This is a genomic window from Brevundimonas sp. 01N35 (genome assembly GCF_056399785.1).
The window spans coordinates 41,181-54,949 of record NZ_JBFTRZ010000015.1 but is presented as its reverse complement, the minus strand read 5'-3'; the positions used below and the strand labels follow the sequence as shown (position 1 = coordinate 54,949).

Here is a 13,769-nt window from a genome sequence, read left to right as displayed (position 1 = left end):
TGGCGCAAGCGGGGCGAGTTGATCGAGGACCTCGAAGCCCACCGGAAAATGATCGTCGAGCGCCTGGCGCCGGCAGCCCCGGCCGAGGCGCTCGCCATCCTCGTCCGCTGGTTCGACCTCTATCCGGGCCTCGCCGCGCGCGTGAAGGACACCAAGGGCGAACTGGTCGTCGTCTTCGAGACGGCCGCACCCGCCCTCTTCCACCTCGCCGAAGCGGAGGACGGGACCGCCTCCGGCGAACTGGGGGACGCCCTTCGCCGTCGCCCGCTCGACTACGGCCGGTGGATCGTCGCCGCCGGCGACACGGTCGGCCCCGATCTGGCGCGACGCCTGCTCGACGGTCTCGACGCCTCGACCAGGATGACGCCGGCCGGGCGCAATCTCGTCCGCCGTCTTGCGGACCGGGCCCAGGACCTCGATCTCTGGCTGTCTCTCATCACGCCCGAACAGGCCGGGTCGCCCGACGTCGCGGCCGATATCTCGCGTCGGCTCCTCGCCGCCGGCCGTCTTGGCGAGGCGCGCGCCGCCCTCGAAGGCGCGCTGGCGCCCTCTCCCGCGAACCGGCGCTGGACTTTTGGGCGTAACCCATCAGACGGTGCCCCCAGGCTGACGCCGGCCTGGGAGGCCGCCTCCATCGACGTGCTGGACGCCGAGGGCCGCCGCCAGGAGGCCCAGGACCTGCGTTGGAACCTGTTCGAACGCGACCTGTCGGCGCAGATCCTGCGGGACTATCTCGCCCGTCTTCCCGACTTCGACGACGTCGAGGCGCTGGACCGGGCCTTCGCCTGCGCCGCCGCCCATCCCGATTTCGAGGCGGCCATGTGTCTTCTCATGGACTGGCCCGCGCACCGCGAGGCGGCGAGCCTGGTTCAGGCGCGACCGCGCGAGGCGCGCAAAGTCGGGCCTATCGCCAAGGACTGGGCGTCCCGATTGGCCCAGCGCTTTCCGGAGGCCGCTGACCTCCTGGCGGACTAGACCGCGTGCGCTACGCCAGGGTCCTGAAGGAGATCGAATACCGCAGCGCCGTCATTGGCGTGATTGAATGCTCCCAGCGGCTCCGCGCCTCGCCCGAGAGCCGGTACAGGGAACCGGGTGGGAGCGGCGACGCCAACCGGCGCCACTCCGCCCCTTCCTTCAGACGCAGGACGCAGGGCGCCAGAAGAGAGATGCCGAGGATGTCCCCGTAGACCGGCCGGTCGCGATGCCAGCCGTGACTAGCGCCGCTTTGGCCCGGTCAGGCCTCCGACAATTCCGGCCGCTACCGCGCAAGCCGCACAGGTTAACATCACGACGCGGAAGGACGCGTGGAAGGCTTCGACGGCGCCTGAATGTGACGTTCCGCCCGCCATCACCTCTCCGAGCAATACCCGGGCGTCGGGGCCGCCCACGCGATCGACGAACACCGATGAGATAAGCGCGCCCAACAAGGCGACGGCCAGCAGGCCCGCTATGCGCGCCACGGCGTTGTTCACGCCGGAGGCCACCCCGGCGTGCGCCGGCTCGACCGCGCCCATGACCGCCGCAGTGAGCGGCCCGACCGCGAGTGTCATGCCGATCGCCAGCACGGTCATTCCCGCTAGAGGTCCATCAACATAACCCGCACCTGGCCCGGGCACGGCGAGCAAGCTCAGACCGATCCCAGCGAGGGCAGGCCCGAAAGCCAGCGACAGCCGCGCCCCGAACCGGTCGGCGAGGCGTCCTGCCAGTCCCGAGAAGAGCCCCATGATCGCCGCAAACGGCAACATGGCCGCCCCCGCCATTGTGGCGCTAAAGCCTTGGACCCGGATTAGGTCGAAGGGCAGGAAGAACATCGCCCCGCCCAGCGCGAAATAGAGCAGCAGGGTTAGCAGGTTCATGCCGCTGAAGACCGGCGACCGGAACAGGGCGAGCGGCGTCATGGGATACCGTTCGCGGGCCTCGGCCAGCGGGAACGCGGCCAAGGCCCCGCCTCCGGAGACAAGTCCGATGATGATGGCTGGATCGTCCCAGCCCCGATCCGGCGCAGAGATCAGGCTCCACGTCAGGGCGGCGAGGCCGGTCATGGCCAGAAGGGCCCCGAGCCAGTCGAGCCCGCGAGCGTCGGTATCCCGACTCTCGGGTAAGGCGCGCAAGGCGACGGCCATCGTAAGGGCCGCCAGCGGAACGTTGATCCAGAAGATAAAGCGCCAGTCTGCGTGGTCTGACAGCCAGCCGCCGACAAGCGGCCCGACCATCCCGAAAAGAGCTCCAGCGCCCGCCCAGGTACCGAAAGCTTTGCCGCGTTCCTCCGGCGGGAAGGCCGAACCGATGAGGGCCAGCGCTCCAGGAGTCAGCAGCGCCGCTCCAATGCCCTGCAAGGCTCGGCCGCCGATCAGCACCTCGACGGTCGGCGCCAAACCGCAGGCCATGGAGGCGAGGGTGAAGATGCTCACACCGATCAGAAAAACCCGGCGGCGTCCAAACCGGTCGCCCGCCGCGCCGCCGATGAGCACCAGTGCGCCGAGCATCAGCAGATAAGCGTTGGAGATCCACTGGACAGCGGCCGGACCGGCTCCGAGATCGCGCTGGATGGCCGGCAGGGCCACGCCCAGCGCTGAGCCGTCGATGAAGGTCAGGCTGGAACCCAGAACCGTGGCGATCAAAACCCAACGCTTGCGTGCGGCGGTGAGAGATTGAACCGGCGCAAGGGCGCCCTGCACCTGACCGGCGTCGCAGGGACCGCGAATGGACATGACAGCGCTCCGCTAGAAGCCTGACGCTAGGCCAAGTCCCCCCACAGCATCAATGCCTCTCAAGGGGCTTCACGAAAGCGGTCGGCAACCCGACGCTTGCGATTCTCATCGCCTATGCGCTGGCTATTAAGCTCAAGGATTTGTTTCCTAGTGCCGGCTGTGCGCCAGATGTTGGCGGACGAAGGTTTGCAGGACGTCGACGAAGGCGTCCGGTCGCTCTAGGTAGATGAAGTGCCCGCCGTCAGACATGACGATCCGCCGCGCGCCGGGGATGAGTGCTTCCAGCGCGCCCGCGTGAGCATGAACATCCGGCATGTCTACCTCGCCTGTCACGATCAGGGTCGACGCAGAGATTTCCCCCAAGCGGCTCATCACCGCCGCCCCGTTCCGCATCATTCGTCCTGCGCCGAAGTTACCGGGATGGGCGCGCAAGTCGGCGACGATGAAGGCGCGGGCTTCTTCTGCAGAAGGCGTGAGAATGCACGGATCGCGAACCGCTTCTTCCAGTCGTGCCTGCGACAACAGTCCGACCAAGGCCGCCGTACGCCGCCCGAAATGATCGGTCGGTTGAAAGCCGTTCACAGCCGCCCCGACCAGGACTAGGCCGTCCACTGATGCCGGATGAGCCAGGGCGTACTCTACAGCGACTCCCCCGCCGGCCGAAGACCCGACAAGGGTCGCCATTGCCACAGGCTGCGGCGGAACTGACCAGCAGGCAGCCGGCCGCGATCGCCCAGACGGGCGCTGAAAGCAGTTTCATGAAGATCTCCAGGGTGAAGCGCCGATCAGCCGGCGCGTTTGAACTCGATCGGCGGGTGTTCGGTCGTTTCGTCGGGGAGGTATTCGAGAATGTCCCCGGGCTGGCAGTCCAGATAGATGCAGATGGCTTCGAGGGTGTCGAACTTCATGCCCTTGACCTTGCCGGACTTGAGCAGCGACAGATTGGCTTCGGTAATGCCGATGGCGCGCGCCAGAACATTGGATCGGACCTTGTGTCGGGCCATGACGACATCGAGACGGAGGATGATCGGCATCAGACGAACGCCCTTCGGTCTTCCTCGATCTCGCGACCGACCCGCATGACCTGACCGATCACGAACACAAGCAAGCCCAAGATCAAAGCTTGCGGGCATTCGGGCACCTTGCCCGCGCCGGTCTCTTCAGCCGCCTAACGACCCGATCGCGGCCTTGCCGAGGACATCGAAAAGCTTTGGCCAGGACATGGCCCAGGCCTCGGCCGACAGGGCCTCCCACATCGGGCAATCACATGGGGGTGAAGCGAGGCAGGCGGCGCCGTTACTGCGTGTGCGGCATCGAATTATGTGCCTAAGGTTGTAGTCAAACCTGACGGGAGCGCTCGCCATGGAGTCGCTGTTCAACTTCCTTCATGCCCGCCCGTTAGAAGCCAAGACCCCGGGCGAGGACGCGATCCTCGCCAAGGTGTCTGGGCCGATGGCAGGCGACATCGTCTGGGCCTGGGGCCAGAGCAACGTGCCCAAGGCGCTGCGCACGGCCGCGACGCGGGTCGTCGAGCGCCGACCGCCCGGAGGCCCCAGCTCCCGGCAGTTGGAATACTCGGCCGCCGCCGCCACCTTCGCCCAGGCGGTCCGCAAGGGGACCATCGACAGCGTCGCCGAGGCCAAGACCGCACTGGAGACCGCGTTCGGCGGGACCCTCGCTGACGTCGCCGCCGATCCGGAATTCGACGCGCTGGCGCTGCAAAGCGCGGACGAACTGGCCGGGATCAAGTACGGGGGGCGCCTCGACCTGCGTGCCCCGCGGTTGATCGAGGTGGTCCGCACCTGCGCCTACGTGGAGCGGCTATTCGCGGCGGGGGCGGAGGCCGCGCCCGAGCCAGCCGACTGGATGAGCCGGGTGGTCGTGCTGCAGACGCCGGATCGGCCGCCGCGCGAAATCGAAGCCCGTCCACCTTCTGATCGGCCGCTCGAGCGCGCCGCGGCCGAGGCGGAGCTGAAGGCGCTGCGCGACCAGCGTCGCGAGATAGATGCCGCCCTGGCCGAGCTCGTCGCCCTGCCCAGCGAACGGCTGTTCGGTCTCCCCGAACCGCAGGAGATACGCGAAGGCGATCCGCGCGAGCGGCGGGAGCGCAGCCTAGTCGAGCCCGGTCGCGTGCCCCCGGCCCTGACCCGCGCGCCGTTGGCGGCGACGGCGCTGGAGGACCTCTCCGCCGGCGCCCGCCGGGTCGTCGAGGGCCTCAGCCGACCCCGTGGCGGGCTGCTCGAGACCCTTCAGAAGGGCGAGCAGCGTTTGCGAGAGTTGGGGGTGGGCGAGATGCGGCTGGAGGAAGCGCTGGCGCCCAACATCCGGACGGTGGTGATCGGCGGCGGGGTCTACACCGCCGACTTCAAGACGCTCGCCGATACGGGCGACAACGGCGAGGGCGCGCCTGGCGTCCCGCTCACCCACGGCAAGATCGGCTCGGTGGGAATCGGCGACCTGCTGGTGGTGAGGCAGGCGCTGAAGGGCTACGAGGCCCGCGAACTTTCGCATGTCGACAACGTCCTGAAGGGGGAGCACCGCTCGCCCACCACCAAGCGCATCCGCACCACCGAGGAAACCATCGTCGACGAGCGCGAAACGACGCTCGAGGAGGAGCGCGACCAGCAGTCCACCGAACGCTTCGAGATGCAGAAGGAGGCCGCAAAGGTCCAGAAGGAGGACGCCAGCCTGAAGATCGGGACGTCGCTCTCCGGCTCCTACGGTCCGGTCGTGGAGTTCAAGGTGACGACCGACTTGGGCATGTCCTCGTCGAAGGAAGAATCGGCCAAGTCAGCCGAGAGCTACGGCAAGGAGGTCACCACCCGCGCCTCGTCCAAGGTCACCGAGCGAGTGCTGCGCCGCACCACGATGCGAACCCTCGAGTCCTTCGAGGAGGAGAACATCCACGAGTGGAACAACGTGCCCGGCGAGGGCGGCCACGTGGTAGGCCAGTACCAGTGGCTGGAGAAGCTCTACGAGGCGCAGGTCTTCAACTACGGCAGCCGGGTGCTGTTCGACTTGGTGGTGCCCGAGCCCGCGGCCTTCATCCACTACACCCTGCAGACCGTCCCGGCCCCCGGGGAGGAGATCAAAAAGCCGCCGCCCTTCACCCTCAACGCCAGCCAGATCACTGCAGGCAACTACGCCCAGCACGCGCACCGCTACGATGCCGAGGGGATCGAGGCGCCGCCAGAGCCGGTCATCACCCTCTCGAAGGTTTTCGAAGGCGTGAACGGCGACGCCGACTCTGGCGAGATCCAGAAGACCGCCGAAGTGCCGATCTCGGACGGTTACGAGGCGGTGTTCGCCAGCGCCGTAGTCGCGGCCACCTACTGGGGTGGCTGGCACCACGTGGTGGTCACGATCGGCACCGCCCACTGGGTGCACTCGGGCGCCAGCGTGGGGGCCAGCAGCACGCCGTTGAACAAGCAGCAGAAGTCGATCAGTTGCACCTTGCTGACCATCAATGTCGCCTCGGTCACCGCGGCGATCGAGATCACTTGCAACCGCACCGCCGGAGCGCTGGAGAAGTGGCGCAACAAGACCCACCAGGCGATCAAGCAGGGCTACCTGAAGCAGATGAAGGCCTATGAGGACGCCGTCGAGCGGGCCAAGGCGCAGGCCGTCGCCCAGACCCGCGGCCGCAGCCCGCTGGCGTACAGCCTGCTGCAGCGTGAGGAGTTGAAGAAGGCGGTGATCTCGGTGTTCACCGCCCAGCACTTCGACGCCTTCGGGGCGATCCAAACGGGTGGTCTTGGTCTGCCGCAGGTCGATCTGGCCGAAGCCGAGCTGGAGGGCCCGTACATCCGCTTCTTCGAACAGGCCTTCGAGTGGGAACAGATGATGTTCCTCTACTATCCCTACTACTGGGGCCGGAAGAGCCGCTGGGTCGAGGCCTCGTTCATCGAAGACGCCGACTTCGAGTTCGCTGCCTTCATGAAGGCCGGCGCGGCGCGGGTGGTGGTCTCCGTGCGGCCGGGCTTCGAACTGGCCGTGGCCCACTTCCTGGAGACGGGCCAGATCTGGGAAGGGGGCGATCCGCCGCTTGTCACCAGCCCGGCCTACCTCAACATCGTCGACGAGATCAAAGACCGGCAGCAAGCCGGCGACGACGAGCTCCCGGTCGGCGATCCATGGGAAGTGCGGCTGCCGACCACGCTGATCCTGCTGCGCAAGAAGGACTCCCTCCCGCGGTGGGAGAAGAACGCCTCTGGCGCCTGGGTCGACGCGACCTGATCGGCCCGCCCGGTGCCCCCCCGCCGACCGCGACGGCCGCGTCCGCCGCCCCAACCCGCGCAACCGGCTCAACCTGCGGCTGCTCGGCAGCCCGCCCAACCCGCGCAAACTGGACCCGCGCCGGCGCTGCCCGCGGCGCCCGCCGGCCGACCCGCCCCGCGTCTGCCCGCCTGGGTGGGCCTGGACAAGAGCGAGCTGCCGCGCACCCCGGCTGGAGACGATCCGGGCTGGATGGGCACGCTCATCGCCAACTCCAATCTGCGCTTCACCGGCGCCTACGTGACCGGGCCGCCGCTCGCCGGGGAACCGGCCGGCAACTTCACACCGACCACGCGGGCCGTCGAACGGGCCTGGATGCGCAACCTCAACGCCCTGCTGGCGCAAGGCTGGGGCTTCGCCTTCTACGTCGGCCACAGCGTTTCGGGCGGTGAGCAGGCCCGCACGGCGGCGCAGAAGACCCGGGCCCGCGGCGAGTTGCACGGACGCCACCTTCGCACCGTCATGCACGCCAGCGGGCCCCGGCTGGGCGGCTCGGTGGTGATCATCGACAATGAAGACGGTGAGACCGACGACCCCGAGGCCTGGGAGACCGACTACTACCTGGGCCTGTTCGAAGCGATGTCGCGTCCGGATCCGGACCTGCGGGCTTTCCGGCCCGGCTTGTATGGCCGCGGCAAGACCATGGACGCAATGCTGGCGGTCTGGCCGGATCTGTTCATGTGGGACGTGCAGGTCGACGACACTCCGATCGCGCCGTACGACCTGCAGGTTCATCCGATCCACGTGGACGTGGCGGCGATCCAGGACGGGCCGCCGCCTCGGCCAAACGCGCCGCCGCGCCAGCACGGGGTTCCGATCCGCATCTATCCGTCGACCCACGCACGCGCGCGGGACCCGACCTTCGCCTGGCCGCTGGGACGCCAGTTCCGGTTCCACAAGGGTGCAAGGGCGGAGTTGCCCATGCGGGGGTCGGCCACCGCGACGGCGCTGCCGCGCTGGCGGCGGATCGAGACCTGGGACTACGACTGCTGCTTCGTGCGCGACCCCGCCCGAGCGATCGCCGAGCCGCGCCTGGCGGGCCTCGGGGAGGGCCTTTCCACGCGGATCTTGCGCGGCCGTTTCGCCTTGGCCCCTCAAGTCCCGCCCCAGCAGCGGCTGGATCAGGTCGAGCCGCTGCTGCCGATTGTCCGCGTCGACCCGTTCGTGGTCACCGAGCCGGACGCGCCGCTGCTGCTTGCGCAGGTGGGCGGCCGACCCGCCCTCTACACGGTGCTGGTCAATGGCGAGATCGCCGAGGCGCGGGTCGATCCACAAGGGCAATGGGGACCGGGCGGATCGCTGGGCCCCCCGCCCACCCCTGCGGCGGCGCTGCGGGGCTTGCGCGCCCTGGGCGTCGCAAGCCACCGCGCCGACGACTCCCACCTGGTCTACGTCGCCGAGAACAACCTGCTGCATGCGCGCCGCAGGGCGGCGACCGGCGCCTGGGGTGCGGCCGTGCAGGCGCTGGCCCAGCCGCGGGTGCATCCGTTCTCCGACCTGGCGGTCTGCGCGCGCGGGGCGGCGGAGGTCGTCACCCTGTTCGTCGACGAGCAGCGGAGGCTCACTGCGACGAGTTGGCTGGGGACCTCACGCAATTGGCCTGCGTTCCAGGCGCGTGCTCTGGAGCAGGCGCCCAGCCTGCTGCGCGGCACGGCGCTGGCGGCCGTGTCACCGACGGCGGCCGACCTTCTGGTGTTCGCGATCGGCCAGGACCGGCGGTTGCGCTTCGCGGCTCTCAACGAGCGCGGCGTCTGGTCCGCGATCACTCCGGCAGGGGATGTTGCGCACCGGCTCGGCGCCCACGGCCGGCTGGGCGCGTTCGCGGCTGGGGATGCGAGCGTCATCGTCTGCGCGCTGACCGACGCCGGACGCCTTGCGGTCTATCGTTTCTCCCGCGGCGCGACGGGCTGGACTCCTGCGCCGCGGGAGGTCTTCGAACCGCCGGCCGCTGCGGCGGCGCTGCCCATTCTGGCCGCGGCGGGCTGGCAGGACGGCGCGGGCTGCACGCTCAATCCATTCGGCGACATCGTGGTTGGTCGACAGAGCGCCACTGCCACCTTCGCCTACTGCGCAGGTCTGCGCGGCGGCGCCCCCGTGCTGCTGCGCCGGGATCTGTCGGCCACCGGACGTTGGGAGGTGCTCCCCTAGGGCGGCCACAGCGTGGGCAAAGCTTAAGGGTTTCAGAGGCGGCCTGCGGGCTTCCCCACGCGGGCCACCGCTTTGCTGCGCGCGTGCTCCTCACGGCGGCGTTTGCGGAGCCGCCCCCGGTCTCTCCAGACTCTCGACGGAGGGCAGTCGCACGAACAAGGGCTCGAAATCGGTTGGCTTCGACAGTAGCAGGCGTGAACCCCGTCGCCGCCGGACGCCATCGCCTGTCCTTCACCCGAGTCGATTCCATGGCTCCACCCTAGCAAGGTTGCGGGCGATTGCAGCCGTTCGCCCGGCCACGGACCCGTTCGCCCGTTCGCCCATCTTCGCTGGCGCGATGACTGGCAGCGACGGCACACGGCCTCATCGCCTGCTGCCGAAAGCCCTTTCAATGTCCACCGCCTCCCTGATCGCCGCCGCTTCAATCCTGCTGGCCTCCTGCGCCACAGCCACAGCCGCCACGCCAGGCCTGCCTCAAGCCGCCCCGCAGTCGGCCGCGCAAGCGGGTCCGTCGATCCGGGACGGCGTGGCCTATTCCCGCCTCACCGTGACCGATGGCGATCAGCCTGCCATTGAGGCGGGCGTCTGGTATCCGGCCGAGACGGCCACGACGCCGCGCCCGCTGATCGTCATCTCACATGGCAACGGCGGCGATTTTCGCAGTCACCGCGACACGGTCCAAGCCCTGGCCAAGGCCGGATTCGTTGTCGCGACGCTGACCCACACCGGCGACAACTGGCGCGACCAGAGCCGCGCCACCGATGTCGTCGGCCGCACTCGCCAGCTATCGGTGCTGATCGACCACATGCTGGGCCAATGGGAAGGCAAGGCCCGGATCGACGCGGAGCGGATCGGGGCGTTCGGCTTCTCAGCCGGCGGCTTCACCGTGCTGGCGGCGGCGGGCGGCAACCCCGACATGACGCGACTGGTCGATCACTGCCGAGCCAACCCGGCCTTCTATGATTGCCGCCTCGCGGGCCAGCATTCAGAGACAATGAACGATGGCCAGGGCGCGCCGCGCCTGCCGCACGACGCCCGCCTCAAGGCCCTGGTCGTCGCCGCCCCAGCCCTGGGCTTCACCTTCACGCGCGAAGGCCTGGCCGACGTGACCCAGCCGGTCCAGCTATGGCAGGCAGGGGCCGACCAGATCCTGCCCTCGCCCTTCTACGCCGAGCCGGTGCGCGATGCCCTGCCTCGCCCGCCGGAGTACAAACGCATCGACGGCGCCAGCCATTTCGACTTCATGCCGGCCTGCTCGCCCGAACTGGCCGCCAACGCCCCGATGATCTGCGCCCCGACCCCCGGCTTCGACCGCGCCGTATTTCACGAGGCGCTGAACCGCGAGATGATCCGCTTCTTCAAGACCCATCTCTGATCGGCGCACGGCGGCGGGGTGGAGACGGTAGTGTCAACCTCCGCAGAGGGCAGCGGGCAGCTGGAAAAACCATCGATTTCAGCGTGGACCAGGCGGGGACCCATGTCGTGCTGACGCGCTGAGGCTGACATCTGTTGCCCACCCCTCCCTGACTTTGCCAGCGTCCGCTTTCGGCGCTGAAGTCGAGTACCGCATCCAACCCATCGCCCTTCTATAGGCCTAGAGAATGCTGCGAGAGCCAATCCTTGTGTCGTTCTGCCATTCGCTGGACTTGTGCAATGTCGGGCAGAAAGAGATCTGCGCCGCCGTCATAAGGAGCGAAGATCGCACCATTCGCGGCCATCCATAGTGTCGGCCCGGCCTTCTCATCCGCCACCGAAAGGAGCAGATCGTCGAACCGACCAGGCGACCAATTGGTTTGGACGGCATACACCCGCCACGGGCGATCTTCTTCACCGTCGTCCACGAGAAACGTCGAGACGAAACCCAATCCCAACTCGCGGGTGGCCCGGAAAGAATCGTATTGATCTGCTGCGTCGCTTTCACCGGCGGACGTCGCCCAATGGGTCTAAACAAGCCAGCACGGGCTAGCGCCAAGCACTTCCTCGGCTAGCGTGTTGTGACGAGCCAGCAGAATTGAACGCTCTTCATCGGTGTCAGCATAGCGTTTCGAGGCGGGCAGCGAATGAAAGCGCAACCAGTATTTCGCCCCGTCTTCTCGCAGCATCCAGCCGACTGGTCGTTCACCAGAATGATACTTAGCCCAAGCATTTTCGAATGACATCTTGTGAGCGTAGCAGGCGAGCGCCTGTGTGTCCGCTCCCCCCCAAACTGAAGTTCGCCGCGTCCGCTTATCGACAATGAGGCCATTTAGCCCCCCGCACGACGAGTAAGCGCGCGAAATGATGTCATCCAACTCGTCCAGACGATGGCCCCCTGCGGCCTCGAATTCGCGCCTAGCCAGCGGATCGGGGCAGCAGCAGCTCAAACGTGGCGCCGGCTCGTGCTCCAACCAATGCCAGGCTGGCCCGGTTCGCGCGCAGAAGCGCTTGGGCGATCGACAGACCGAGGCCTGCGCCTCCTTCACTGCGGCGCGTCGTGAAGAAGGGCTCGAAGATGCGTTTGACGTCGCCTTCAGCCACGCCAGGACCGTTGTCGGACACGGTCAGACGAACTTGATCGTCATCGACCTGGGCGGCGATCTCCACGGCCGTCGCGCCCAATTGTCGACTGTTCTCCAACAGGATCGTCAGGGCCATCTCCAGACTGGCCTCCGGGACGGCGACCAACGGCAGGCCGTCCGGCAGATCGACTTTAATCGTCAGGCCCGCTCTCAGGGCGTCCGCGATGCGGGCCACGACAGGTCGCAGATCGACCGCTGCTCCGGCTTCCGGCCGCGCCATGTCGGCCCGCGCCAGGTCCAGCAGCCGCGTCACCAGATCGGACAGTCGTCGCGCGTCGGCGTCGATGTTGTCGAGGAAGCGGCGACGCTGATCCGGCTCCATGTCGTCGCCATGGTCCTGAAGCAGTTCGACGGCCCCCTGAATACCAGCCAGAGGCGTCTTGAACTCATGGCTGACGGCGGCGGCGAAGTCGCGCAGGTAGCGCGAGCGGCGATCCACCGCCTCGGCCATCTGGCCAAAGTCTTCGTATAAATCACGTATCTCGACCGCCGCCGTCGGGGGCGGCGGCGGCACGACCCCTCCGCCATGCGTCACGTCGCGGGCGGCGCGTCGCAGGACCTCGATCGGACGGGCAATGCCGCGCGAGATCACCACCGCCAGCACGCTGAGCAGACCCAGAACCGCGACAATCCCGAACAGAATCTTGCCCCGGTCCTGATAAATCCCCTTGAAAAGGGCGCGCGGCGAACGCGATGTCAGGACGACGCCCTCAACCCGGCCGTTCACCACCACCGGCTGCGCATGATGGATACGCAGGCCGGAGGCTCGGCTGAGCCACTCCATCGAATAGCGCGGCTGATAGGCGGCGTTTCGGCGCAGCACGGTTGCGGGCGAGCCCGCCAACGCGCTCTTGACCTCAGCCAGATCACGCCAGCTTCCGCCCTGACCCAGGCCGCGCACAACCACGCCGTTGCGGTCGAGCAGGACGATGGAGGCCAGGGTGATGCGGCTGGTCTCCTCCATCACCGGCTCAAGACGTTCGGCCACGACGACGGCCGCTGGATCGGCTGGCGCCGTTGATGTGCGCGCCGGCGGGCGCGGCGGCAGAATTGTATCGGAGCGCAGATCGATGCGCGCCGGTTCGGGGTGATAATAGCCCGGCGCTCGGCGCTGGGCTTCGGTCGGGAGGACGATGCGCGCGCCGGGCCAGATCGCCTCGGCGGTTGCTGACAGGGCCGCCGTCTGGGCGATCAGCTCCGCCTCGGTCTGACGGACCAGGGTGTTCTCATAGACCCGCAGGAAGATGGCGCTTACGCCGGGCAGAATGGCGGCAAAAAACAGCACCGACAGCAGGATGGTGCGCAACCGCAGAGCAGGCCAGTGCGCCCGCACGAAGCCTCTCAGTCGCTGGACAGCGCCTCCGATCACGCCTCGCCGCCGCGACAGGGACCCATCTGGTAGCCGACGCCCGCTCGGGTCTCGATCACGTCGGCCCCGCCTATAGACGCGAACTTGGCGCGCAGATTGCGCACATGGCTGTCGATGGTCCGGTCGGTCAGGGCGAAGCCCGGCCCATGGATGCGGTCGATGATGGCGTCGCGGGTAAAGACCTTTTGCGGGGCGGAGGCCAGGGCGCGAACAATGCCGAACTCGGTGATGGTCAGCGGTACATCGGCGTCGTTCCAGCGCGCCCGCCAGCCGTCCGTATCCAGCGACAGCCTGCCGACGCGCACCGCGCCCGGCGGTGGGGGTGGCGGGGACATATTCACACGCCGCAAAATGGCGGCGACACGGGCCACCACCTCGCGCGGGCTGAATGGCTTGACCACATAGTCGTCGGCGCCCAGTTCGATGCCCAGAATCCGGTCAATCTCGTCGTCACGGGACGACAGAAACAGGACCGGGAGATCGCCCTGAGCACGGATGCGGCGGCAGGCCTCGATCCCGTCCATGCGCGGCATGTTGATGTCCAGAATGACCAGGTCGGGCCGCTGTTCGGCGATGGCGGCCAGGGCCGCCTCGCCGTCGCCGGCCTCGCGTGTCGCCAGCCCTGCCTTTTCCAGGGCGAAGGTCAGGAGGTCGCGGATATGCGGGTCGTCATCGACGACCAGGACGGTGCGCTGCATGATCGCCATG

At 68.0% G+C, this 13,769-nt stretch carries 10 protein-coding genes and 1 pseudogene; 4 read left to right on the top strand and 7 right to left on the bottom strand.

Going from position 1 to position 13,769, the window contains the following annotated elements; all coding sequences use genetic code 11:
* On the top strand, window positions 1–975 hold a 975-nt coding region (locus AC1DJ5_RS13875; protein ID WP_477020976.1), incomplete at its 5' end, for a DUF6880 family protein.
* A gap of 10 nt (window positions 976–985) precedes the next feature.
* Here AC1DJ5_RS13875 and AC1DJ5_RS13870 read toward each other — a convergent pair.
* The 4 genes from AC1DJ5_RS13870 to AC1DJ5_RS13855 form a co-directional block, all read right to left on the bottom strand.
* Window positions 986–1,168 (bottom strand): hypothetical protein, encoded by a 183-nt coding sequence (locus AC1DJ5_RS13870; protein ID WP_477020977.1) that lies wholly within the window; start codon window positions 1,166–1,168, stop codon window positions 986–988.
* Window positions 1,169–1,214: 46 nt separating this feature from the next.
* Entirely contained in the window at window positions 1,215–2,711 is a 1,497-nt protein-coding gene (locus AC1DJ5_RS13865; protein WP_477020975.1) for an MFS transporter, read from the bottom strand.
* 147 nt (window positions 2,712–2,858) lie between these two features.
* Window positions 2,859–3,395 carry an alpha/beta fold hydrolase gene (locus AC1DJ5_RS13860; protein ID WP_477020974.1) on the bottom strand — a complete coding sequence of 179 codons (537 nt, stop codon included), beginning with the start codon at window positions 3,393–3,395 and terminating at the stop codon, window positions 2,859–2,861.
* 101 nt (window positions 3,396–3,496) lie between these two features.
* A complete protein-coding gene (locus tag AC1DJ5_RS13855; protein WP_441453691.1) occupies window positions 3,497–3,745 on the bottom strand; it encodes a helix-turn-helix domain-containing protein in 249 nt (82 codons plus the stop codon).
* A gap of 328 nt (window positions 3,746–4,073) precedes the next feature.
* Here AC1DJ5_RS13855 and AC1DJ5_RS13850 point away from each other — a divergent pair, with 328 nt between their 5' ends.
* The 3 genes from AC1DJ5_RS13850 to AC1DJ5_RS13840 all read left to right on the top strand — a co-directional run bounded on the left by AC1DJ5_RS13850 (window position 4,074) and on the right by AC1DJ5_RS13840 (window position 10,509).
* The gene (locus AC1DJ5_RS13850) at window positions 4,074–6,947 is read left to right on the top strand and encodes a hypothetical protein (RefSeq protein ID WP_477020973.1); all 2,874 of its coding nucleotides are present in this window, start codon (window positions 4,074–4,076) and stop codon (window positions 6,945–6,947) included.
* Window positions 6,948–7,178: 231 nt separating this feature from the next.
* On the top strand, window positions 7,179–9,134 hold the full coding sequence (locus tag AC1DJ5_RS13845) for a hypothetical protein (protein ID WP_477020972.1): 1,956 nt from the start codon (window positions 7,179–7,181) through the stop codon (window positions 9,132–9,134).
* Window positions 9,135–9,525: 391 nt separating this feature from the next.
* A complete protein-coding gene (locus AC1DJ5_RS13840) occupies window positions 9,526–10,509 on the top strand; it encodes an alpha/beta hydrolase family protein (RefSeq protein WP_477020971.1) in 984 nt (327 codons plus the stop codon).
* A gap of 211 nt (window positions 10,510–10,720) precedes the next feature.
* On the opposite strand, the pseudogene AC1DJ5_RS13835 reads toward AC1DJ5_RS13840, so the two are convergent.
* The 3 genes and pseudogenes from AC1DJ5_RS13835 to AC1DJ5_RS13825 form a co-directional block, all read right to left on the bottom strand.
* A pseudogene (locus AC1DJ5_RS13835) lies at window positions 10,721–11,236 on the bottom strand (DUF3885 domain-containing protein).
* A 229-nt stretch (window positions 11,237–11,465) separates the two neighbouring features.
* Window positions 11,466–13,061, bottom strand: a complete 1,596-nt coding sequence (locus AC1DJ5_RS13830; protein ID WP_477020970.1) for a sensor histidine kinase — start codon at window positions 13,059–13,061, stop codon at window positions 11,466–11,468.
* Window positions 13,058–13,768 carry a response regulator gene (locus tag AC1DJ5_RS13825; RefSeq protein ID WP_441453705.1) on the bottom strand — a complete coding sequence of 237 codons (711 nt, stop codon included), beginning with the start codon at window positions 13,766–13,768 and terminating at the stop codon, window positions 13,058–13,060. The genes AC1DJ5_RS13830 and AC1DJ5_RS13825 overlap by 4 nt, the downstream gene beginning before the upstream one ends.
* Window position 13,769 lies beyond the last annotated feature (1 nt).

Excerpts from the sequence above, each read along its gene's own strand:
- AC1DJ5_RS13865 (WP_477020975.1), bottom strand. The coding sequence starts at position 2,711 with ATGTCCATTCGCGGTCCCTGCGACGCCGGTCAGGTGCAGGGCGCCCTT.
- AC1DJ5_RS13860 (WP_477020974.1), bottom strand. The coding sequence starts at position 3,395 with ATGGCGACCCTTGTCGGGTCTTCGGCCGGCGGGGGAGTCGCTGTAGAG.
- AC1DJ5_RS13855 (WP_441453691.1), bottom strand. The coding sequence starts at position 3,745 with ATGCCGATCATCCTCCGTCTCGATGTCGTCATGGCCCGACACAAGGTC.
- AC1DJ5_RS13850 (WP_477020973.1), top strand. The coding sequence starts at position 4,074 with ATGGAGTCGCTGTTCAACTTCCTTCATGCCCGCCCGTTAGAAGCCAAG.
- AC1DJ5_RS13845 (WP_477020972.1), top strand. The coding sequence starts at position 7,179 with ATGGGCACGCTCATCGCCAACTCCAATCTGCGCTTCACCGGCGCCTAC.
- AC1DJ5_RS13840 (WP_477020971.1), top strand. The coding sequence starts at position 9,526 with ATGTCCACCGCCTCCCTGATCGCCGCCGCTTCAATCCTGCTGGCCTCC.
- AC1DJ5_RS13825 (WP_441453705.1), bottom strand. The coding sequence starts at position 13,768 with ATGGCGATCATGCAGCGCACCGTCCTGGTCGTCGATGACGACCCGCAT.